Here is a 24310-nt window from a genome sequence, read left to right as displayed (position 1 = left end):
TCCTCTAATTATCCACCGGTGTTTCCACCAGCATTTCGTTTATCTCATTTAAACTTTCTTCGTCGGTCTGGTCGATGCGATGGGGCGTAATCGTCGCATAGCCCTGGTTCAACAGATAGTCATCACTATCCTTGGGCTGTTCGTCCCACAGTTTATCGCCGTCCAGCTGCCACATGTTCCCTTCGTGGGTATAGTGGTCCGTAAACATTCCGAGAGCCATCTTGGTCGCCTTGAACCCCTTGAAGGTTTCGGCGGTAGCCTTTGGAAAATTCACGTTCCAGAAAACACCTACAGGAATCCGTTCGAACAGGCGTTCCTTCACCACCTTCACTGCAAATTCCTTTGCAGTTTCGAGCATATTTGCGGTTGTGCCACGGAGCGAAAGAGCAATGCCCGGCACTCCCCAAAGGGCTGCTTCGCGAGCACCAGCGACCGTTCCCGAATAGAGCGACGACACGCCGGAATTTTCGCCGAGATTGACGCCCGAAAAACACACGTCAAAAGCACCCGGACCGGCCCCCTCGGTAGTAAGCCCATGCATGGCAAAATGACCCAATGCAAACTTCACACAATCGGCCGGAGTTCCGGACATAGAATAGGCTTCTACAGCTGCGTCTACATCCACTTTTTTGACGGATAAAGCCTTACGTACCGTAAAGGCGTGAGAGACCCCACTCTGTTCCTCATCGGGTGCAAAAACATACACTTCTGCGATAGGTGCAAGGGCACACGCCAAAGCCAGCATATAGCCGCTTTTTATCCCATCATCGTTTGCGATGAGAACGCGTGTTTTTTGGTCTTCTAACATGTAAGATAAAAGATAGAAAAAATAACGAAAAACGGGCTATTTTTCGAGGTCAACAAACAGCGAATCGAGACGTGCAGAAAGCCTTTCCGCACCCTTCTTACTCAGGTGGTCCTCATTGAATGCCATGTCGTCTGTATAGGCGTGTTTTCCCATGTTATTTTCATCAAAAACGACCGCCCCCATCGACGAAAGTTCGTCTATAATTTTCTGCACATCGGAGCGAAGAGCACCATAGATTCCGAACGATCCCGTCTTGGCGTATTCCGGGTTCTGCGGAGGAATCAAGAACACCACCGTCACGCCCTGGCTCTTGGCCAATTCCACCAGGTTTCTGTACTTTTCCAGATTGGTCACCACGATCGGATCCGTAGCGCGCATAAATGTCGTATCGTGCATCACGTTCGGCGAGCCCCACCCATTTGTAGGCAATAGGAACTCCCCTAACTTGGCGGGGCTTGTCATTTCGGACTGCGGCTTAGGAACATCGCTTACCAGTTTTTCAAGGCCCTTCGGCACGCCGTCTTTCCAGAAATCATGTGATTCATCGTAGCGGTAACCCGGGACACTTCCGAATACGATTTGCCAAGATGCGGTCTCATTCACCCACAAAAAGTCGATCGATGTTTCCAGTACAAGATACTTGAGTTTCGGCAGATGTTGCAAGACGTAATTTCGGGCAAGGTAATCGATTCCATAAATGTCACCCGAAGAAAAAGCCATATTCAACAGTTTCTGCGATTTCACCCACGGAGCATGAACACCATACATCGTACGTGAACTCCCGAGAGCAACTGCCGTGACAGAGTCGCGCATTTTCCAGAAGTTTTCCATCTGCACACGCAATTCAAGTACAAAGAATGGAGCGCCTGCAGTATAGTAAACACCGGCACTGTCCAAATCCAGCAGCGGATCAAGGGAATCGCGACCTGCAATATCGCGCCACATTACCGGATGCCAAAGTTCATCACCTTCGGCAAGGTCGAGGATTTCTCCCGTGTACGCATTTACCAAGACCACTTTCTTGTGAGCGCCATTTGCATTTGTCAGCGTTGCCACGAACACGGAATCCGAGCCAAGCACCCATTCCGTATGGTCGAATGCATAGCCTTCCGGAGCAGCGACAGACAGCACCATTTTGCCATCACTATCTGCCACAAAGGCACGTTCATGCACGCCGTAAGTACTTCCAACAAAAGCCTTCCCGGTCTTGCTTGCAAAATCAAGGAACAAGGTGCGATTTGCGCCTCCCCTGCTCAAGGACACATTGCAAGCCTGTTCACCATTGTACCAAATTCCATCTTCGCCTTTAACGCGAGAGCGCAACAGCCTTGCACCCGTCACAGCCAATTCGTCGTTTTCGGAAACGCCACCATGATAAGCGCCATCAAAAAGTTTTTCAGGAGTACCGAACTTGCCATTCGCGAACTTCACCTGCCAAGTGCTAGAGGCAAAGAAGGTCGAATCAATCTTGTTGTTGCCAGCATTCGTCACATACACCAATACGGTATCGCCGCCCGGAAGCACGCGCCACCGCGGAATTGCCGCTTGTTCCACATTCAATTCCACAAGGTTGCCTCCATCAAGCGGATACGCATACACCTTCGATTGTCCAGAGACACCTTCTAGCCCCGTGCAGAACGCAAGCCAATTTCCATCAGGAGAAATATCCGGATGGTAAGCGGAAATGCCAAAATTCAAGTTCGCCGTTATCGGCGCACCGACAGCCGGGTAATACAGATACGTCAGCGAATGGGTCACATCGTTACGGAACACGAGTTTCGAACGGAGGCCCGCATTAAAGTGATTCACATCTTTAGACTGTGCCAGAATCGAGACCGCCGCACTGTTCATGTGGCCTTCATTATCAAGCTTGCCGGGATTCAGGATAGCGCCAAACGCAAGCCTAAAGCCGATATAATCCGCCTTCGATGACGAGGTAACCGTATAGATATCGCCGCGCTTGAAAATTTTCATATCGGAAGGGCCGTCACGATAGCTTCCGCCCTTTACAACGCGTTCATCCAACAGGCTATTCCCTTGCACGCCGATATAGTCAAGAATTTCCATGGAAACGAACGGCACAAGCGCATCTTCGACCCATTCCTTCGCATTTCCGGCCATATCGCACAAGCCAAGTTCATCTACATACGACGAGCAAACTTTATGAAGCTTGAAATTGGAGTTATTCGAATTCCAGGAATCGTCAGGATTCCAACCTTGATTTGCCACATACGACCATTCCGCTTCTGTCGGCAAACGGAACGCCTCCTTGGACGACCAGAAAAGCAAATCCTCTAGTCCCGTACAGGCTCCGTTTTCGTCAAATGTCGCCTTCGAATAAGTATAGGCGGTATCGAAGCCTTCTGCCTTGCTCAATTTATTCGCGTACAAGACCGCATCAAAATAAGTCACATCCGTTGCCGGCAAGGAATCATCGCAGTCCAGCCCCATCTCGCCGCAAGTCACCTCATGCTTGCCGATCCAGAAATCGTAATCGAAGCTAGCAACCATCGAAGGGTGGTCCTTCACCGAAGCCGATTCGTCGTCTGTTCCGAGCGTCACCGGATTACCGCTTGCCTGGACAAGCACAAAGCCTTTCTGCGCAAGGACATCTTGCATTGAATTTTCTTGAGCGGAAGAAAGCGATTCCGAATTGGAGCAGCCTACGCCCCAAAGGCAAAAGAAAAGAACAGACAATAAGCAAACAATATTCTTCACATTCACAATATACATTTTCTACATTATGGTCATGTTTTCCGAGAAAAAATTTCTGGCCACTAAAGACACTTCCAAGGCCAAGCGCATGGCCGAACTTTTGCGCGTCATCATCCTTCAATTGGGCGACGATGTCCCCCGCGCCAAGCGTGAATTCGAGACCTACGCCGAATGGATGAAACTCCCCGAAAGCGAGCGTCTTACCGGCAAGAATCAAGCCCAGATGATCGACTTGTACAAGACCTTCCGTACTCGTGCGGGACTCGGGTTCGAACGTGACGTTTACCTGGAGCAGGAACCGGGGGACCGCGAAGTTGCAAACGAAGCTCCGCTTCCGTTCGCCGTACTCGTGCACAACTTGCGCAGCGCCTTTAACGTCGGTTCCATCATCCGCAGCACGGACTGCTTCGGACTCGAAGGAGTCCACCTGAGCGGTTACAGTTGCGGGCCTGACCACGTGACGGTCAAGAGTGCCGCCCGCGGCTGCCAGGAATGGATTCCGATCAAGCGTTGGGAATCGCCATTCGATTGCGTCAAGTGGCACAAGGAAAACGGCTACGAGATCATCGCTCTTGAAACCGGCGAAGATATTCCTAGCATCAATGACGTCAAATGGCCCGCAAAGGGGCTCATCATTCTCGGCAACGAAGAATTAGGAATCGCTCCCGAGCTGATGGCGGAAGCGACAATGAAGGTGACAATCCCGATGGCTGGCCGCAAGGCGAGCATGAATGTCGCCGGCGCCTACGCCATTATGTGCTTTAAGATTCGTTCTGATAACAGTTCGAAGTAGGAAGTTAGAAGTAAACAGTCTTAAAATCCTTCCTACTGTCTACCGTCTACTGCCTACTATTTTGCCAGAGACTTTACAGCGTCGGTCAAGCGATCAATGGCCTTGATGAGTTCGTCCATCTTGGCTTCGCTAATGCCGGACTGAATTGCATTTGCAGCACCGTTAACAGCGTCCTTCACCTGAGAAGCGACCTTGTCAGCCACCGTTTCCTTTACAGGAACCTTGCCAAGCCAAATGTCCGGCCAGCGGTCATTGCCGCTGTGGTAGGTAATACGCGTTGCCGATTCCACCGGTTCGCCAATCTTCCAGATGTACAATTCGTAGTCGAACAAGTCGTGGTCGTGGCCCTTGTCAGTTGCACCCCAAACGAGCCACTTGCCATCCGGAGAAAGACGCGGGAAATATTCATGACTGCGGCGGCCAGGCAAGTCCATCAGCTTCACGTTTTTCGGAATGCCGAAGAAGCCCACCTTTTCAATCTGCTTACCGTCCTTGGCGCTGAACCAGAGGATTTCGCTCGGAGCAGCGGTACCACCGTTACCCGTCGGATTCACGCGGTAAAGCTTGGAGCCGTCAAAGTTCCAGTCGATCTGGCAACCGTCACCGGACTTGGTCCACACGGATTTTTCCAAATCCCACACGCCCGTTTCGCGCATAGAGCCGCGGAGCGTAATGGCCAAGTGCTTGCCATCGGGACTCATGTTCGGTTCCTGCAGAATCACGCCGGACTTGTTGAAAGCCTTGTCGCCATCGAGAATCATCTTTTCGGTCTTAGAAGCGAGATCCATGGTAAAGACCTTGCCTGCACGGCTAAAGACGATAGACTTGCCGTCGGGCCTCCAGGTGCCCCACGTAGCGTTGTCGACCACCTTGCGGGCATTCTCGCCCGAGATGTCGACCATCCAAAGGTCCCACTTTTCCGGGTAGTTCGCGTCGTTTTCGGGAACCCAGCCGCCCTTGCTGCGGTTAAACAGTACCGTCGAGCCATCCGGCGAAATGCGCGGGAACCAGTCCACGTTGTCACCCTGCGTAAGAGCGCGGGCATTCGTACCGTCGGCATTCATAATCCAAATGTCGTGATGGCTATTCGCGCGGCTAGTCGCCCACACGATTGCACCTTCAAGTTTTCCCTTGAGGGCAGAAAGAGCCTTTTGTTCATCGGCAGTAGGATCAACGGCGGCACCCGTCGGAGCGCCCTGCTGGGCAAAAACGGAGGTCACGCCAAAAGCGGCACAGGCACAAAACTTCACAAACTTATTCATACCCTAAAGATACGAAAAAAAAACGCAAGCACCCAACGGGCACCTGCGTTTTTCGCAAGAATCAACAAAATACCGCTTTATTGCAAGCTGATTTTTTGCATCACGGTCGCATTTTTCGTCTGGGCGCGAATGACATAGACTCCCGCGGGGATTCCCTGGAGGTCCAAAGTCTTGCTTCCGGCCACACGGTCATTCCAAAGAGTCTTAACGGCATTGCCCGTCACATTGAACACATCGACGCGTGCAGAGCCATCAAAGTGAACCTGGAGCGTACGGCCCTGCAGCGAAATTCTAGGAGCAGCAGCCACTCTGTTATCGACAATGCCTGCCGGCGAACTGGAACTCGATTCCGGGTTTACGGAACTGGAGCTCTCCGGATTCGGATTAGAACTTGCGTTCATGAGGTTCGGCATGTTACCCGAAACCAAGAGGCCGTTCAAGAGCTTGAGAGACTGGTTAAAGTAGTTCTCGTCGCCGAGTGCCACCGCTTCTTTCCAGTATTCATCAAGCTTGGCTTGGTACTTGGAATCCGAAATGAGTGCGGTCATCAAAGATGTCACGAACGTACTGTTGTGGTCATTGCCGAGGCTACCCGAAGAACGAAGCACGGGGCCACTCATGCTAGAAGCGTTCACCGTTGACACGAACTCAGCCATCTTCTTGTCGATAGCGAGTGCACGCTGGTCGCCATGCCAGCAAACAGCCTTCGCATTACGCCACGGGGCGCGCGAGGCATCGTAGCTGTAATAGTCGTCTTCGCTCTTGCCGTTCTTGTCGGTCCAGTCGTCCACCAAGCCCGTCTTGACTTCGTCAGAGCTCGATTCATACAACTTCATGTTCGCATCGTAGGCCGTCTTACTCCAGAATTCGGCATTTTCTTCATCGATTGCGGCAAACAAGGGCATGTAAGCCGGGTCGAAGTAGCCAGGATTCTTGCGGTTGAATGCGGCATCGCCCCACTTGTCGCCCGGCATGTGCAAGCCGTTGCTTTCGAACTCGGACTTCTTCATGGCCTGAATGAGTTTTTTGGCGTCTTCCTTGTACTTTTCGTCGCCAAACTGGTAGTAAGCCATCACAAGGGCGGCAGCGGCATCGATATCGCCATCGAGAGCAGCACCGTTACCCGCATCCCAAGATTCCGAAAGGTTACCGATTTTCCAGATCATGAGTCCGTTTTCGTTCTGGAACTTCTTGTAGAAATTCCAAATCTTGTCGAATTCAGCCTGGTAACTGGTCGTGTTGTCACTAAAATACACCATCAGAAGCATGCCGTAACCGACACCTTCCGAAAAATACGCATCGGAACCGGGGTCCGAACGAATGCCCGCAATATCGCCCGATTCGTTGTACATGGCCTGTTTCCAGTACAGGAACTGCTTTTTCAACTGTTCCGAAGCGGCAACCTTGTCACTCAACAAAGTGGCATTTCCACCGTAATTGGACATCTGGGGGAACGGGAAATTCACCGTCGCCTGCGAAAGACCAAACGCCAAAGCCAAGGACGCGGTCCAAACTTTACATCCCATATATATACTCCTTTTTACTCTAACCTCAAAGATAATGGATTTTTGCAAAAAAACAACTTTTATTTTTATACCAAGTGCTTAAAATCACGCTTTAAAGCCGCAAAAAAGCCCGTTTTCGCCTGTTACACAGCTGTAAACAGAAATAGGTTCCGATTTTTCCCGTTTTAGCCCTTTAAAACCTATTTTCGGTAAAAAAGAGGGATGTTCTATGAAAACTTTATCCATATCCGCACTATTGGCATCTTTGGCACTGTGCGCAACGCTTGCCACCGCCCAAGATATCACCCCCACCCGCGTTGGCCCCGTTAGCCAATATGGCCAGCTGATGACCGGCAAGAACTCGCAGGGACAAGGCCGCATTTACGGCAGCTGCGAAGGTGTTAAAGATGGTGCCGAAGTTCAGGTGCGCGGTATGAGCCTTTACTGGAGCTTGATGCCCCAGGCACTGGAATTCTGGAGCGAAGAAGGCATCTCCACCATGGTGAACGACATGAAAATCCAGATCGTGCGCGCCGCCATGGCTACCGGCAACGAAGACTGGAAGGGAGAATGGAACGGAATCCAGCTCAAGGGTTACGCCATTGACTCCGAACACCAGAAGCAATTTGTCAAGACCGTCGTCGAAGCCGCTATCAAGAACGACATTTACGTGATTATTGACTGGCATTCCCACGAAGCCCACAAGCAGACCGATGCGGCCAAGAATTTCTTTAAAGAAATGGCCGAGACATACGGTAAGTACGACAACGTGATTTTCGAAGTCTATAACGAACCACAGCAGATTCCTTGGAGCGATGTCAAGAACTACGCAAACCAAGTGATCGAAGTCATTCGCCAGTATTCCGACAACCTGGTACTCGTGGGCAACCCCTCTTGGGACCAGAACCCGTCTGACGCTATCGGCAACGAAGTGAACGATCCCAAGAAAAATACCGCTTACACCTTGCACTACTACGCCAACAGCCACAACTGGGCAGGCAATTACAGTTGGGGCGGCGAAAGCGAAGGCGTCAAGGGTGAAAAGGCGATCAAAGCAGGGCTCTCCGTGTTCATTTCGGAATGGGGCACGGCTGATGCAAGCGGTGCCGGAAATCCGGACCAGGGCCGCAACCAGAGCTGGCAGGAATACGTGAACAAGTATCAGCTTTCTTGGGCAAACTGGTCTGCATCCAAGATCAGCGAAGGTACCGCCGCATTTGAAGGTTCCTCTACCAAGACTTCGCTCCAGTACACGACCTCTGGCAACCTGGTGAAGGGCTACCTTTCTACCAACCCCGCCAGCTACACCAAGTGCGCTGTCAACAACAACAATCAAAGCCAGGGCGACGGCAACAATAATCAGAATCAAAACGAAAACAATAATAACGGCGAAAATAACAACCAAAACGGCGGCAACAATAATCAGAACGGGAACAACAATCAAGGTAACAACAACGGAAACAACAACCAAGGTGGCAACGAAGTCCCGATTTTCGCAAAGGCTAGCGTGAACTTCAACGTGAGCTTCTCGGACAACGCATTGCATATCGCAGGAGCCCCCATGACTGTTGAAGTTTACAGCATGATGGGCAATAAGATTATGGCAATCGACAACGTGAGTGGTTCGCTTTCGCTCGCCAAGTTCCCTGCCGGCAAGTACTTCGCACGAATCCACGACAAGACAACCAATATGGTTCGCGCCTTCCAGATTAAGTAAATCCAATCAAACGAGAGAGAGATGAGAGGTCCGACCTTCGGGTCGGACCTTTTTTTATCTATCAAACACAACGAAGTATTCGTCGCGGTAAACCAGATGCCAGCGGGAATCTTGATTAAGGGCGAGCATCAGTTCATCCCAACGAGCGTAGTACTGCAGCGGGAATAAGGCGCGGTCAATGCTTAAGGAATCAGCGTCACGCATAAACAAGGCAGGATCTTTGGCGTAATCTAGATACCGCTCAAAGAAATCAGCCGTTTTAAGGATGAATCGGCCATCAATGTAAATGGAATCGGCCGGGTTCATTAGCGCCAAGTAACCGCCGGCACGGTCGTCGTTAAACAGCTTGCCCGAATGGGGGTGTTTCGCCATCCATTCTGCGGCTTGCACAGGTACACGCTGGTAGGCGACCATAGAATAATCGTAAGCCGAAAGGGAACGAGCCCAGAGACCGAGAATGAAAAAGGTAGGAAGTAGGCAGTAGACAGTAGGAAGATGGACGCGAGGAATGAGGGATGAGGTCGCAACCTTCGGTTGCTTTGAGAATGTAGGCAACATTGCCAAAAACACCGGCAAGAACAGCACAAAGTTTCGTTCGGCAATAAGGGCGAGACTCGCCATTACCAATAATGTCACATTCAAGACATCGGGCCTGCGAGCCTTATACAATCGCCAAGCAGCAAGTCCCATTCCTGCAAAGCTCAGCACAATCATTGCCGCCGAAACGATCCTGTTCTCCCCCGCCACCAAAAGCGTTATGGGAGAACGGTTCTCGGCGATTTGACTTGCAAATACTGCAGCAGAAGGCGTAAGGCCAAGCAAACGATCCAGCAGGCCAAACGGATACAGGAACAAGGCCAAACCTTCTCGATGCAAAAACGGCATCAACCAAAGAAGCAAAATAAAAGCCACTTGTGGCCAGGCAAATTTCACACGGAGCGCACGATGCTTTTTAGATTCAAGTAAATTGGCGCATAATACTAATGTTGCAAAAATCGGGCCCAAGATATAAAGTCCCTGGCACTTGCACCAAAGCCACTGAATCGCAAGAATTAACACAGTGCAAGCCATCAGCTTTACGCTGAACCGAGATTCGCGCCATTCTTTAGCTAGCCACGGAAGCACATTCCAATAAACGCCGAGGAACAACAGAGAAAAAAGCACCGGGCGCATCTCAAACTGGTAGCGGAAAATGAAAAGAAGAATAATGGTTAGGGCAGGAAAAGCTGATGCTGACCCTGAAACAAGTTCAGGGTGACGTTCAGCATGACGTGCGGCATGACGGGGGCGGAGGAACAGGGCGAAAACTACGCCCCATAAAAAGGCCTTGAAGGCCACCAAGAGCGGAGCACCACCTAAGCCATAGATAAAGCCTACCACCAGCTGAAAGTATTCATGCACATTCACAACAGGCGTGCGGACGGGAGTCCATGTTGTCACCCACTCGCGTGCACAAGCCAAATGCCACCAGATGTCGGTATCGGTCAGCGGGAAAATCGCAAGCAGTATGACAAAAACAGCTATTATCATTCCAAGGTTTTCAGCAACGAATCCAGTCGTGAGGTAATTTTAGGGGCAGCTTTGTAACACAAATGATCGGTATCTAAAGCTTCATCATCCGAATAATCGTGATCGCCCATTTTATTTTCATCAAAAAATCTAAAGTTGGAATACTCTGTCTCGTACTTTTGGAACTGTTCAATCAAGGACATCGCCATACTTCGACGCATTCCGTAACGGCCAAAGGCTCCAGATTCCTTATACCTCGGATTTTGAGGGAAAATCATCCCCACAACGTAAATGCCTCGTTCTTGAGCCAATTCTATTATTTCTTTTAATGCAGAAAGACAATCTTTGATCAAATAAATCTTGTCATCGAAATAAGTTGAATCTACTGAAAATTCAGGAGGATCCCCCCACGCGACGCAATAAGAATTCGTATAGCGTCCACGATCTTGCAAGAACGGCTTGCTATCCGCTACAGAAATGGAATTATGCGTGCATTGCAGCAAGCCTTCAGGGTAACCGTCACTCCAATATCCATGATTTTCGTCATATACATATCCTGGGTATTTTTTATAAGTCACCTCAAAGAAATTATCGCTATATTCGCCAGCAATCTTCCACCAAAAATCAATATCCAACGACACAACGAGATACTTCAATTTTTTCAGATGAGCCAAGAGATATTTTTTTAGATAATCGCGAGATGAGTAAATGGAATTTGGGATATGCGCAAGATTAATGGCAAAAAATTCCGGAGACAAATGACTCGGCGACAACGAATTTAACGGACGAGAAGAACCTAAAATGGCAACATTCGCCGTATCACGATAGCGCCACAAAAGTTCCATATTATAGCGCATCAAAATGGAACCCATATCATCATCGGGATACATATAAACACCAGCACTATCCAAGTCCAAACCCGAATTCACAGGTGATTCTTTGGGTTTCACCCACAGACTCGGATGCCAGGGTTCATCACCCTCGGCAAGTTCCACAAAGCTGCTGTCGGACAGGTTCATCAGAGTAATCATGCGATGAGCCCCGTTGGCATCGGCAAGAGTTGCTACGGCCAAATTGAGGTCTCCAGCCCATTCGCTATGGTCAAAGGTAAACCCGTTCGGAGCTCCTACAGACTGCACCAGCTTTCCCGTACTATCGGCCACAAGCAATCGTTCGTGAGTGCCGTATCGTTTGCCGACAAAGTCGCGGCCAGACTTACTTGCAAAATCCAGGAACAAGGTACGTTTGCTACCATCTTTCGCCAAGGAAACATTGCAGGCCTGTTCCCCATTGTACCACACCGACTCTTGGCCAGAGACATTCGCCCGAAGAAGTCGAGCACCCGTTACAGCAAGATTACCGTCCTTGCTAACGCCCCCATGATAAGCGCCATCGAAAAGTTTCTGCGGAACTCCGAACTGGCCGTTTGCAAAAACCACCTGCCAGGTAGACGCCGTGTGAAATGCAGATTCATCTTTATTGTTACCAGCGTCCGTCACATACACAATGGCAGTATCGCCGCTTTCAAGAATCCGCCAGCGCGGAATAGCCGCACTTTCGACATCAAGCTTTACTAGATGAGAACCCGTCGCATCTAAATCGCGAACATAGAGAGAAGACTTTCCAGAAAGGCCCTCTAAACCGGTGCAGAACGCGACATGGTTGCCGTCAGGAGAAATCTCCGGATGAAACACTTCGATACTGTCTTCGATTTCAACCACCGACTGTACGCCGCTAGAATAATCCACATAAGCCAAGTTCCCCGAAATGTCGTTGCGGAAAGCAAGCTTCGCCTTGAAGGTACCTGTCAAGCTTTCCAGCGTCGAAGAATTCGCAAGGAGAATGATTCTGCTAGATGCAGCCTTACCATTGTCGCCCATCCATACGGCATCAGGTATTGCCCCGTAGGCCAAGCGAAAGCCAACATAGTCAGCCCGAGTAGAAGAAGTTACCGTATAGACATCGCCGCGGCCGTACAGCGTTATCGACGAAGCCGCATTCCGATAGCAACCTCCCTTTACAACGCGTTGCCCCAGAAAACCGCCATCGGGAGCGCCCACATAATTACTGACCGTCGTTTTCTGGAATGAGCCCAACCAATCATTCACCCATTCCATGGCATTGCCGGCCATATCGCAAACAGCCGTACTGGGAACAGCCTTGCTACAGACATTGTGCAATTTGTACCCTGAATTTTCGGCCGTCCAAGCCTCTCGCAAGTTCCAGTTCTGGCGGGCCGCATATACCCATTCCACTTCGGTGGGCAGGCGATAAGACTTTACCTCTGGGCGAAACGCAAAGCCTTCGAGGCTTATACAATGTTTTTCATCGTCAAATTTTGCAGACGAATAAGTATAGACGGTATCTAGGCTATCCGCCTTGCTGCGGGCATTGGCGAAAAGCACCGCATCGTAATAAGTCAAGTTCGTCACCGGTAAATTTGCGTCTTCGCATTCCAGCGAAAGACCCGTCGCCGATTTCATCAGGGCATTGAATTCAGCGCAGGTAACTTCGTGACGGCCAATAAAGAAGTCATAATTCAACTTCACTTGCATCAGGGGGCGATCAATCGCGCGGACATTTTCATCGGTACCCAGCGAAACGACAGCCCCAGTCGCCTTGGCGCTCCACATTCCTTCAAGAGTATCGACTTTTTCAACTTCCTCTTGAAGCGAATCTGCAAGAACAGTTTCTTCGGGAATAGAATCCTCTGGAAGGGTGTCTTTTAGAAGGGTGTCTTTCGGAAGAGAATCCGTTTTCAAGGAATCAACGGACAATGTATCGGGAGTAATTTCTTCTGCAATCGGAAGGGGCTCAACCATATCGGCTTCCTGCTCTGAATTGGAGCAAGAGCAAATCAGAAAAGGAAGCAATATGAGGAGAGCTATCACCATTTAAGTGATCTCAATAGAGATTCAACACGAGCCGTCATCTGTTGCGCCCCCGCATAACTCAAGTGATCGCGGTTTTGCGCCATATCGTCCGTATAATCATGATCCCCCATTTTATTTTCGTCCATCAAAATAAAGTAGGGTTCTTCATCGGCATAGGTATTCAACTGGGCAATAATTTTTTTCACCACACTTCTCTGCATGCCATACAGGCCATAAGCTCCCGTATTCTTGTACTGCGGAGCCTGCGGGAACATAATTCCGATGACATAAATATTTCTTTCCGAAGCAATCTTGACAATTTCTTTCAATTCATCAATGCGCTCATTCAAATAGGACATTTCTGTTTCTTTAAAAACGGAATCCGCAAGGATTTCAATTCCATTAAATGTCCAGCCATTGGAAAGCGGCTGCAATCCTCCACGCGGCGAGAAGTTGACGACTTCCTCTTCTTCGGCGGGGAATCCATTTTCTACCGCCTCGATAAAGCCGGCAGGCAGACCATCCTTCCAGAAATCATGATTGGCGTCGTAAGCATACCCCACTCCCGAACTCAAGACCAAGCCCAGATGGTTTTCATTGCCACGCCAGCCGTCCAAATCAATAGAAACTGCAATCGCCTTCAAATTCTTCAAATGATTCAAGGCGTAGTTTTTCACGAAGTAGAAGTCTCGCTTCGGGTCAATGCCGGTAACGCCAAAATTGAACATTCCCCATTCAGGATAAATGTCAGGATACACCCCCATTTCCATTCGGGAACTTCCCGCAAAGAACACCTTTATGGAATCAAGGTTCTTCCAGAAAAGTTCCAACTTGATACGGAAACGGGCTTGTTCGATTTCATGATTTTCAGACAGGTAAACACCGGCGCTATCCAAATTCAAGAAATCGTCTTCGCCGGACGAAGCGTTCTTCTGTTGCCACAAACAGGGGTGCCAAAGTTCATCACCTTCCGTCAGTTCCATAACAGAGCTATCTGCCAAGTTCACGGCGACAATCTTCTTGTGAGCGCCATCGGCGTTTGTAAGCGTCGCAACCACCAAGTCGTTACCGCCGCTAACCCATTCGCTATGATCAAAGGAATATCCCGCCGGTGCCGCCACCGACTGGATCAAGTTTCCTTGGGCATCGGCGACCAAAAGGCGTTCATGAGTTCCATAATTGGCACCCACAAAAGCGCGACCGGTCTTGCTGCCGAAATCGAGGAACAAAGTCCGCTTGCTGCTATCTTTAGACAAAGAAGCGTTGCAAGCCTGTTCTCCATTGTACCAAACTTCATTTTCGCCATCCACGCGAGCCCGCAAAAGTCTAGCACCCGTAACAGCAAGCGTATTGTCTTCGCTAATGCCGCCATGGAACGCTCCGTCAAAGAGTTTTTCCGGAGTTCCGAACTTGTTGTCCGCAAATTTGACCTGCCACGTCGAAGCCGATTTAAAGGAAGCTTCATCTTTGTTGTTTCCGGCATCCGTCACATAGACAATCACCGTATCGCCATTTTCAAGGATTCTCCAGCGGGGAATCGCGGCAGATTCTACCTCAAGCTTGACAAGGTTCGAGCCCTTCGCATTCAAGTCGCGAACATAAAGCGCCGACTTGCCAGCAACACCTTCAAAGCCCGTAGAGAAGGCGACCTTTTTGCCATTAGGAGAAATCTCGGGATGATATACTTCGAGCGTATCGTTAATTTCAACGACCGAATTCGTTCCGCCCGAAAAATCAACAAAAGCAAGATTTCCAGAAACATCGTTACGGAAAGCGAGTTTTGTGCGGTAAGTTCCCGTCAGCGAACGAATCGTCGAAGAATTCACCAAAGACACAATTCGGCTTACAACAGCGTTTCCGCTAGAATTCAGCCAAACCGCATTCGGAATAACACCATAAGCCAAACGGAAGCCCACATAGTTGGCCCTAGTGGCTGATGTCACCGTATACACATCGCCGCGAGAATACGGCGTAACGGATTTTTCGGCATTGCGGAAGCTTCCGCCCTTCACCACACGTTGCCCAACGGCATTGGCATCAGGGGCACCCACATAATTCTGCACCGTCGTATCGCGGAAATAGCCCAACCAGTCATTCACCCATTCCATCACGTTACCGATCATGTCGCAGGGGCTATTTTCGGACGCCTTGATGGAGCATACTTCATGGGACTGGTAATCCGAATTTTCTGCGAGCCACGCTTTTTTAACATTCCAATCAAGCGAAGCCACATAAATCCATTCAGCTTCTGTCGGCAAGCGATAGCCTGCAACCTCGGGATGATAGGCAAAACCTTCCAAGTTCGTGCAATGCTTTTCAGCATCAAAAGAGGCGTTGACATAAGTATAAGCCGTATCGAGATTTTCGGCCTTGCTGCGAGCGTTGGCAAATAGAACCGCATCGTAATAAGTCAAATCGGCCGCCGGCAAATCACCGTTTTCGCAAGCAAGCGTCAGCCCCGTAGAAGACGGCATCAGTTCATTGAACTCGCTGCAAGTCACTTCATGCTTACCAATCGAAAAATCGTAATCAAAGCTCACCTGCATAACCGGGCGTTCATTCGCCTTCGCAGAAGCTTCGTTCGTGCCCAGGGAAACTTTCTTGTCTGTCGCCTTAACGCGAATCATGCCCGAAAGCGTGTCCTGGCTAAATTCCGCCGGAGCTCCAGATGACGATACACTTTCCGAATTAGAGCAAGACGTTCCGAAGAACGCCGTCATCAAAAGTGTGATGCAAAAAAGAATTTGTTTCATGACTTACTCCAAGCCTTCCAACAATAAATTTAACCGTTCCGTCAACTGTTGCGCCCCCAAATCGCTCAAATGGTCCTTATTATTGGCCATTGAATCATCGTAATCGTGGTCGCCCATTTTATTTTCATCCCAGAAAATAAAGTTCGGGTAGACAGATTCTAGATTCTGGATTCGTTTCAGCAAGGCCGGAGCCTCGCTTCTGCGAACGCCATAACGGCCAAAAGCGCCCGTTTTCTTGAAATTCGGACTCTGGGGGAAAACAATGCCGATCACCTTCACATTGTAATTCTCGGCCATTTTCAAAACATTCTGCAAATGTTCAAGAGACGCTTCGAAATGATCGGGCCAATAATCCATCCAGGTGCTATCAAATTCCACTGCAGGTTTTTCTTCCCAATTGGCCGGGGCACCGGGCACATAACCCAACGTCGAGCGCAACAAGTTTTCGTTGTATTCCTGCCCTAACGTATTCTGGGTCAGTTCCGCCAAACCTTCGGGGTAACCGTTCTTCCAGAAATCATGATTTTCGTCGTAGACATATCCCGGATACTTCTTGTAATCCTGGTAGAAGAAATTGTATTCACTATGTTCATCCTTGTGCCACAAATCAATATCCAAGGAGACAATAAGGTACTTCAAATTTTTCACATGCGGGAATACATAATTCTTCGCAATGAATTCCGTAGAAGCGACCATATTCGGCACATTCGTCACATTTATAGTCTTGAACTCATCACGCATCTTTGCAGGAATAATTCCTGACTGGGGGCGCGAAGAACCAAGCACCACCACATTCGCCCAATCTCGGTAGGTCCACACCAATTCAATCTTGTAGCGCAATATGGTGGCACCCACATCAAAGTCTTCGTCCAGGTATACGCCGGCGCTATCCACATCCAGCGTTACGTTTTTCAGCACGCTATTTTGCAAAGACCAAAAGTTCGGATGCCAAAGTTCGTCACCCTCGGCCAAATCCATCACTTCCCCATTAGCCAAATTCACCAGCACGATTTTAGTATGAGCGCCAGCACTATTGGTCAACGTGGCTACCGCAAGATCATTTCCACCAAGAGTCCATTCGCTATGGTCAAAAGTATAGCCCGCCGGAGCCTCTACCGAGCCAATCAACTTTCCTGTGCTATCGGCAATTAAAAGCCTCTGATGGGTACTATAATCTTCACCCACGTAGTCACGACCGGTCTTACCGCCAAAATCAAGGAACAAGGTGCGCTTGCTACTATCCTTCGCCAAGGACGCATTGCAAGCCTGCTCTTCGTTATACCACACCGTATCATGACTTGAAACTCGAGCACGCAGTAGCCTTGCCCCGGTCACCGCCAAGGAGCCGTCTTCACTGATGCCGCCATGATACGCGCCATCAAATAATTTTTCAGGCTTACCGAACTTGCCTTTAGCAAATTTCACCTGCCAAGTCGAAGTTTCCTTAAAAGAAGATTCGTTCTTGTTATTGCCGGCATTCGTCACATAAACAATCACCGTGTCGCCGTTTTCAAGAACGCGCCAACGAGGAATCGCAGCAGATTCTACCTCTAGTTTGACGAGATTCGAACCTTCCCCATTCAAGTCGCGGACATAAAGCGACGACTTGCCAGAAACACCTTCGAGGCCGGTGCAAAAAGCGACTTTCTTGCCATCGGGAGAAATTTCAGGATGGTAGGCATCAATCGTATCGGCGATTTCAACAACCGACAGAATGCTATTGGAATAATCGATAAAAGCCAGATTCCCTGTTAAATCGTTGCGGAAAACCAACTTCGAGCGGAACGTTCCTGTTTGAGAGCGAATGCTAGAGGAATTCGCCAAGGGAACAATTCGACTTGTCATAGCATCGCCATTGGAATTCATCCATGTCGCATCGGGAATCGCACCGAAGGCCAGACGAAAGCCTACATAGTCGGCCTTCGTCGAAGAAGTCACCGTGTACACGTCTCCGCGTGCATAAAGCGCAATGGAATGCGCCTCGTTCCGGTAGCTACCACCCTTCACGACGCGCTGGCCGAGCGAACCGCCATCAGGAGCGCCCACGTAATTCGACACGGTCGTATCGCGGAATGCTCCAAGCCAGTCATTTACCCACTCCATGGCGTTACCCGCCATGTCGCAAACATCCACATCGGCAGAGGCAAAGTGACAAACTTCATGCAGCTTAAAGCCAGAATTATCCGCAGTCCAAGCAGAATCGGGTCTCCAATTCAAATTCGCCACATAAGTCCATTCCGCTTCCGTCGGCAAACGGTAGCCTTCTTTTTCAGGGTGGAATGCAAAGCCCTCCAAATTGGAGCAGTGCTTTTCGGCATCGAAAACTGCAGCCGTATAGGAGTAAGCCGTATCAAAGCCTTCGGCCTTGCTACGGGCATTGGCAAACAAGACTGCATCGTAGTAAGTCAAATTCGTGGCCGGCAAATCTCCACTTTCACAATCCAGCGAAGTGCCCGCCAACTTCATTAAGTCGTTAAATTCACGGCAAGTCACCTCATGCTTGCCAATTGAAAAATCGTAATTCAGTAAGACCTTCATTTGCGGGCGTTCATTCGCCTTAGCCGCCGTTTCGTCTGTACCGAGATGCAACTTCTTCTGTTCCAATCGAACAGAAAGCATTCCGTCTAAAGAATCAACAGCAAGAACAGGATCCGAATCATGCTGCGAATACACGCTTTCGGAATTGGAGCAGGCGAATAGACAAACGCCCAGCAGCAATAAAAGGATCCTATTCATCTTTTTCCTTCAAAGTCTTAATAAACTCATAAACGCGAGTCGAAAGTTTTGCCGCACCCTTCATGCAAAGATGGTCGGAATCGTTCGCCTTGTCATCATCGTAATCGTGGTCGCCCATCTTGTTCTGGTCAAACACCTTAAAATGAGGATAATCTTTTTCAAGGTCTATCAAATCCTGGATAATCTTTTTTGCGTGACTTCTACGAACACCATAACGGCCAAACGCACCAGTCTTTTTGTACTTGGGATTCTGCGGGAAAATCACACCGACCACAAAGACCTTATTTTCTTCCGCCTTTTTCAAGATATCCTTCAAAACGGCGATCGAATTTTCAAGGACTTCAGGATGCTTGTCATAATACATCGAATCCATTTCAATGTCCGGTTCACCCCAAGCCTTACAATCCGAAGCGAGGTAACGTCCACGATCATCCAAATAATAGGCTTCCCCTTCGACGCCAATGTAGTTTTCGGTATATTCCAAAAGGCCTGTCGGGTAACCATCCTGCCAGTAGTTGTGATTCTTGTCGTACACAAAACCGGCATACTGTTCATAACCTTTCACAAAGAAATTATCACTGTTAGGACCATTGTCCTTGTACCACAAGTCGATATCCAGCGACAGAATAATGTATTTCATTCGACGGACATGGGGATAAATGTAATTGTTCAAGTAATCCCTAGTCATGTAGATGGAATTAGGCGTTTGCGCTAGATTGATGACAAAATATTTGGAGCTAAAATATTTAGGAGATACCGAAAGTAACGGACGAGAAGAACCCACCACGACCACATTGGCCGTATCGCGATAACGCCACAGGAGTTCCATCTTGTAGCGCATCAAAACGCCCTCCAGCTTATCGCCAATATGCATATAGACGCCTGCACTATCTTCATCGAGTTCAGAAGTAGACTTGTCGAAAGAATCCGGAATCCACATAGTCGGTTGCCACAGGTCTTCACCTTCCACCAGTTCCGTAATGCTGCTGTCCAGCACATTCACAAGGGCAATCTTATTGTGCATGCCGTTAGCATCAGAGAGCGACACAACGGCAAAATCCGAACGGCCACGAACCCATTCGCTATGGTCAAAAGAATAACCCGCCGGAGCCTTGACAGAATGGATCAGCTTACCCGTGCTATCCATGACGAGCAAACGTTCATGAACACCATAAGATTCGCCTACAAACTTCTTTCCTGTTTCGCTACCAAAATCAAGGAACAGCGTTTTCTTGGAGCCATCCGTAGCAAGGGAGGCGTTGCAGGCCTGTTCCCCGTTGTACCATACGGAATCGCGGCCACTCGACAAGGTATTTGAGGAATCGGCCATCTTCGCACGGAGTAAGCGAGCACCACTAACCGCCAATTTATTGTCGCTGCTAATACCATCATGGTAAGCACCGTCAAATAATTTTTTCGGCTCTCCAAAGCGGCCTTTTTCAAACTTCACCTGCCAAGTCGAAGCAGACTTGAACGTTTCAGTATTCTTGTTACTGCCGGCATCGGTCACATAAACAATGACCGTATCCCCATTATCGAGGACTCGCCAACGGGGAATCGCCGCACTCTTGACATTCAATTCAACGATATTGTGTTCATTCAAGGTCAGCACTCTTACGTACAGCTTTGAACTGCCCGACACACCTTCAAGCCCCGAACAATAGGCAATGTAGCGGCCATTAGGAGAAATTTCAGGGTGGTAAGATTCATAGATATCCGGAAATTCTGCCGTATAAATGGAACCATCAGAATAGTTCTGATAGGCCATAGTTTCGCTGACGTTGTTTCTGAACGCAAGTAAAACCTTGTAGGTACCCAGTTTAGATTTCAACGTACGTTGGTTCACCAACGAAATCACGCGCGTCGTATTCACCAAGCCGTTGTAGTCCATCCATACAGCATCAGGAATGGCTCCAAAGCCCAAACGGAAGCCGACATAATCGGCACGGCTAGCAGAGGTAATAGTATAGACGTCAGTACGGCCATAGAGATGCATGGCAGAAGGCTGCTGGCGATAGCTTCCCCCTTTCACGATTCTTTTGCCCAAGTTTCCGCCGTCTGGAGAACCTGCATAATTGTAAACCGTCGTATCCCTAAAGAATCCAAGCCAGTCATTCACCCATTCCATGGCGTTGCCCGCCAAGTCGCAAAATTCGCTATTTTCTGTGCGGGTACAGACTTCATGTAGTTTCATACCCGAATTTTCGGAATGCCACCCCGATTTAGGATTCCAGTAGCGGCCCGCCACCAAGACCCATTCCGCTTCCGTAGGCAAACGGTAGCCATTGACATCCGGATGAAAATTAAAACCTTCCAAGAACGTACAATGGCCATCAGTGTCCATCTGCTTGCTTGTATAAGTGTACACCGTATCGAAATCACCGTCTTTACTCTTTTCGTTAGCAAACAAAACGGCATCATAATAAGTCAAGTCCGTAGCCGGAATATTCTTGTTTTCGCACGGGAGCTCAAGTCCCTGAGGTTTCATCAGCTTATTGAATTCGCCGCAGGTGACCTCGTGTTTTCCCATCGAAAAGGAATAGTCGATTTTGACCCTCATCTGAGGAGTTTCTTCGGTTTTGGCCAGAGGGTCGTTTGTTCCTAGCAAGGCATTTGCATTTCGTGCAGTCACACGCACCATGCCTTCTAATTCGTCATCTGAAAAATCAACGACAATGGCGCTCGAAGATCCACTCTCTTGCGAACACGCTAAAAGAACTAAAGATACAAAGAAAAATGCAAGTATCCGCATTTTCTAAAAATAGTATTTTTAAGAAAAATTCTCGCCTACAGGTGGTCTGGCAAGCGGCTTTTAGCGATTTCCTGATTGGCTTTTATCCCCGGATATTCCGAAAAGAATTCTTCGGCCATACGGTACCATGTCAAGGCGCGACGCAAATCGCTATCCAAATAGGAATTTCCCATGTTAAAAGCGGCAAGTCCCACAAATTGCGTGGGGGTCAGCGGTTTAAATTCAAGACCAGTCCAGGGTCCCTTTTTATACTTTTCGCGGTACTCTTCGTCCGTGTAGGAATACCCCTCTCGATTGGGTTCCAAATTCACTCCAGTTGTAGATTCCGTCCCATAACGCAGGAACACATGACCCGGCAGCATGATAACCGAGAGGGGAATCTGCCTAGATTCAGCCACCATCATCGCAAGCCAAGAAAGGCCCATGCAACCGGATTTTCGGGATTCAAGAACGCGTAAGGGCAATATGGAATTCTTCGCCACCGCAGGCTTCCCCGCTCCGGCAAATTCCAGACTCCAGTGTTCCCAAAGCAAAGCCTTCAAGCTCTGCAAGGTATCACCGGAGACCTTCAAAGCACTGTCATAAAAAGCAAGTCCCTCGTTCCACGCCGGCACCGACTCCAAGCAGCCCGGCAACTTGTCTTCGAAAGAACAAGCCGCATCTTTGAAGCTCATTTTCTCGGCTTGTCCGCTCCAAAGCACCAGCGCTAGTGACGCCGCAAAAACGACAATCAGCACCGGCCAGAAAAATTTAGACGAGAGACGAGAGATGAGAGACGAGAGAGAAAAAAGACTTTTCATTTTATAATTTATCCTCTCTCGTCTTTCGTCTGTAGGCACGTAGTGCCGTTCTTTCGTCTATAAACCATCCCACTCCATCGGAGATTGCCAGAAGTCACGAGCCGTCATCATGTAAATCACGAGGCGCTTGCTCTGCATATCCTTCTTCATTTTCATCATACGGTGATACACGCCCGGGCCGCCGCCCCAGCTAGTAAGCACTTGCACGTCGAGCCCCGTCGCGTAAGCAAGAAGCGAGCCCGGACCGCCGCTCTTTTGATCGACGGATTCAAATACACCCGTAAACGAATCACCCATCAAAAGGATCGGAGAATTCTTGCCGCCCTTGTAAGCCTCGGTGCCCTTGAAAATCTTCATGACCGGCAAGGTATCGGCCGGATACTTCGACTTTTCAGCATCGGGCAGATGAGCCACCAAGTCTCCTTCGCGAAGCGTCTGTGTCTCTTGCATATTCAGCGAACCCGGCTGAGCGCCCGATTCAGCGTACCAGGAATACTGCGTCACGCGGGAAGCCAAGAGTTCCATGGCAGCAAGCATTCCCGGAAGCGCCCAGTGCGTATCGTAACGCTGGTAGCTGTAATGCGGCGGTTCATCGCCAGACTTCGCCGCCATCAGGGCCGGGTAAAGATCCAACACGTCAAGGCCTGCGGCAAGCATTTCGCGGGTAAATTCGCGACCAGCGGGGTTCACGCAAAGGTCAGCCGCCGTACCGTTAACTAGGCGTTCACCATAAATTTCTTCTTTCACCGGAACCGGCACCACCAGGAGCTGCACATTCAAGGAATCCAGATACTTCTTGAGTTCCAGCAAGCGCGGAAGCGGATTATGCAAGGAATCCTGCTTAGTTATTTTATCTGCTAGCAAGTAGTTAGCGTTGCGTCTGAACCAAAGCATATCGCCATCAGCCCAGGCATTCTGTTCCTTCGGCAGTTTCTTGAGTTTTTTCGCAAGTACATCGCGGAATTTTTTTGTCGCGGCATTCTCGGGGCAGGAGCCTTCGAGCGAAGCAAGCGTTTCGAGTCTGAACGCAGAATTCGTATCGAGCGTACGATTGACCGGCACCACTTCGCCCGCTTCGGCCAAGGAATCTGCCGTACGCTTGGCACGCAAAGCTTCGTCACTCAAGCGGAAAGCAGGCACTTCAAAAGCAATCCACATCGGCGTACCCATCGGGTTTCCGCGCATCACGGCAAAAGGCCTATTGGCATCGCCTTCCCACGGAGCACCAGCCGTATGGGGTTCCAAGTCCGTATTCAAAGTCGGATACCAGTAAGAAGACAAAGTACGAGCCCAGTTCATGGCATCGTCAATGTTCATTTCTCCGGTCAAGTAGTAATTCAAGATTTCAGCAGTTTCACCTCTAGAGGCCAACTTCAGCTTGCCATAAAAAGCAGAACGTCCCGTCCAATGAGCAGGCATCACCTCGACCCACCATTCTACGGAACCATCGCTCAGGGGTACGCCCCACATACGAGAAACAGTCTGGAAAGCACGGAACACATCGGGTTCATCCCACTTCACCGCTTCAACGGCATTCAATACACTGCCCAAAGAATCGTTACCCGTCTGGGCATAAAGAATCTTCGCAAGCGGTTCCCAAGCCAAAGGCTGTCGGCCCTCAATCGCAGCCGGTTCATATTCCTGAATCGAATCCAACATCGGGAACGGATATTCCGTCAGCTTCGCCGAAGCCATTTTACCTGTGTAGTTTTCAGGTTTTTCTTCTTTACCCGCCAAGCGAATGGGATTGTTGAAATAGGCTGCAAAATCCAAAGCTGCAAGCGTGGGCTTGTTGACCACGCGCAACTGCTTGTCTGCACTTAAGAATTTCATTTCGAACACCGTCACTGGCGTCGAGGGCTGAGGCGGAAGAGCCTGCGGACGACTTTCGGCTGCAACATTGGTCTGAGCCGTTTCAGGTTCCTGCTTGCTAGAAGCGCAAGAAGAAAGGGTCCAGGTCAAAGCAGCTAAAACAGAGACAGCTACTGAAATCTTTTTATAGCGGGATTCAAGAAATTTCATAATTCAAATATACTAAATCTGCTTTTCAAGCTAAATTTCTAAATTTACCGCGCAAACAAGGATTA

The 24310-nt window shown here is 49.4% G+C and carries 13 protein-coding genes; 2 read left to right on the top strand and 11 right to left on the bottom strand.

The window, feature by feature from the left end; translation table 11 throughout:
* Nucleotides 1–4: 4 nt before the first annotated feature.
* Nucleotides 5–808 (bottom strand): 5'/3'-nucleotidase SurE, encoded by an 804-nt coding sequence (surE, locus tag BUA40_RS06095; protein ID WP_072799545.1) that lies wholly within the window; start codon nt 806–808, stop codon nt 5–7.
* 36 nt (nt 809–844) lie between these two features.
* The gene (locus tag BUA40_RS06090; RefSeq protein ID WP_255369228.1) at nt 845–3526 is read right to left on the bottom strand and encodes a TIGR02171 family lipoprotein; all 2682 of its coding nucleotides are present in this window, start codon (nt 3524–3526) and stop codon (nt 845–847) included.
* A gap of 25 nt (nt 3527–3551) precedes the next feature.
* Here BUA40_RS06090 and BUA40_RS06085 point away from each other — a divergent pair, with 25 nt between their 5' ends.
* Nucleotides 3552–4316, top strand: coding sequence for a TrmH family RNA methyltransferase (locus BUA40_RS06085; RefSeq protein ID WP_255369227.1), 765 nt, complete (start codon nt 3552–3554; stop codon nt 4314–4316).
* Nucleotides 4317–4372: 56 nt separating this feature from the next.
* Here the strand turns inward: BUA40_RS06085 and BUA40_RS06080 are convergent, their stop codons facing one another.
* Complete coding sequence (locus BUA40_RS06080) at nt 4373–5578, bottom strand: PD40 domain-containing protein (protein WP_072799541.1); 1206 nt, start codon at nt 5576–5578, stop codon at nt 4373–4375.
* 77 nt (nt 5579–5655) lie between these two features.
* Nucleotides 5656–7104 carry a glycosyl hydrolase family 8 gene (locus BUA40_RS06075; RefSeq protein WP_072799538.1) on the bottom strand — a complete coding sequence of 483 codons (1449 nt, stop codon included), beginning with the start codon at nt 7102–7104 and terminating at the stop codon, nt 5656–5658.
* Between the two features lie 208 nt (nt 7105–7312).
* Here BUA40_RS06075 and BUA40_RS06070 point away from each other — a divergent pair, with 208 nt between their 5' ends.
* The gene (locus tag BUA40_RS06070; protein WP_083585307.1) at nt 7313–8800 is read left to right on the top strand and encodes a glycoside hydrolase family 5 protein; all 1488 of its coding nucleotides are present in this window, start codon (nt 7313–7315) and stop codon (nt 8798–8800) included.
* Nucleotides 8801–8854: 54 nt separating this feature from the next.
* Here BUA40_RS06070 and BUA40_RS06065 read toward each other — a convergent pair whose 3' ends face one another.
* The 7 genes from BUA40_RS06065 to BUA40_RS06035 form a co-directional block, all read right to left on the bottom strand.
* Nucleotides 8855–10330 (bottom strand): hypothetical protein, encoded by a 1476-nt coding sequence (locus BUA40_RS06065; RefSeq protein WP_255369226.1) that lies wholly within the window; start codon nt 10328–10330, stop codon nt 8855–8857.
* Complete coding sequence (locus tag BUA40_RS06060) at nt 10327–13131, bottom strand: TIGR02171 family lipoprotein (RefSeq protein ID WP_072799534.1); 2805 nt, start codon at nt 13129–13131, stop codon at nt 10327–10329. The genes BUA40_RS06065 and BUA40_RS06060 overlap by 4 nt, the downstream gene beginning before the upstream one ends.
* A gap of 65 nt (nt 13132–13196) precedes the next feature.
* The gene (locus BUA40_RS06055) at nt 13197–15935 is read right to left on the bottom strand and encodes a TIGR02171 family lipoprotein (RefSeq protein ID WP_072799532.1); all 2739 of its coding nucleotides are present in this window, start codon (nt 15933–15935) and stop codon (nt 13197–13199) included.
* A gap of 3 nt (nt 15936–15938) precedes the next feature.
* Entirely contained in the window at nt 15939–18671 is a 2733-nt protein-coding gene (locus BUA40_RS06050; RefSeq protein WP_072799529.1) for a TIGR02171 family lipoprotein, read from the bottom strand.
* Nucleotides 18664–21423, bottom strand: coding sequence for a TIGR02171 family lipoprotein (locus BUA40_RS06045; protein WP_072799527.1), 2760 nt, complete (start codon nt 21421–21423; stop codon nt 18664–18666). The genes BUA40_RS06050 and BUA40_RS06045 overlap by 8 nt, the downstream gene beginning before the upstream one ends.
* 35 nt (nt 21424–21458) lie before the next feature.
* On the bottom strand, nt 21459–22223 hold the full coding sequence (locus BUA40_RS06040) for a transglutaminase family protein (RefSeq protein ID WP_072799525.1): 765 nt from the start codon (nt 22221–22223) through the stop codon (nt 21459–21461).
* A 57-nt stretch (nt 22224–22280) separates the two neighbouring features.
* The gene (locus BUA40_RS06035) at nt 22281–24245 is read right to left on the bottom strand and encodes an alginate O-acetyltransferase AlgX-related protein (RefSeq protein ID WP_072799522.1); all 1965 of its coding nucleotides are present in this window, start codon (nt 24243–24245) and stop codon (nt 22281–22283) included.
* Between the last annotated feature and the right edge of the window lie 65 nt (nt 24246–24310).

It is taken from the genome of Fibrobacter sp. UWT2 (genome assembly GCF_900142545.1).
Classification (GTDB): domain Bacteria; phylum Fibrobacterota; class Fibrobacteria; order Fibrobacterales; family Fibrobacteraceae; genus Fibrobacter.
Note: the sequence above shows the minus strand (reverse complement) of the source record. Positions and strands in the feature narration are given on the sequence as shown.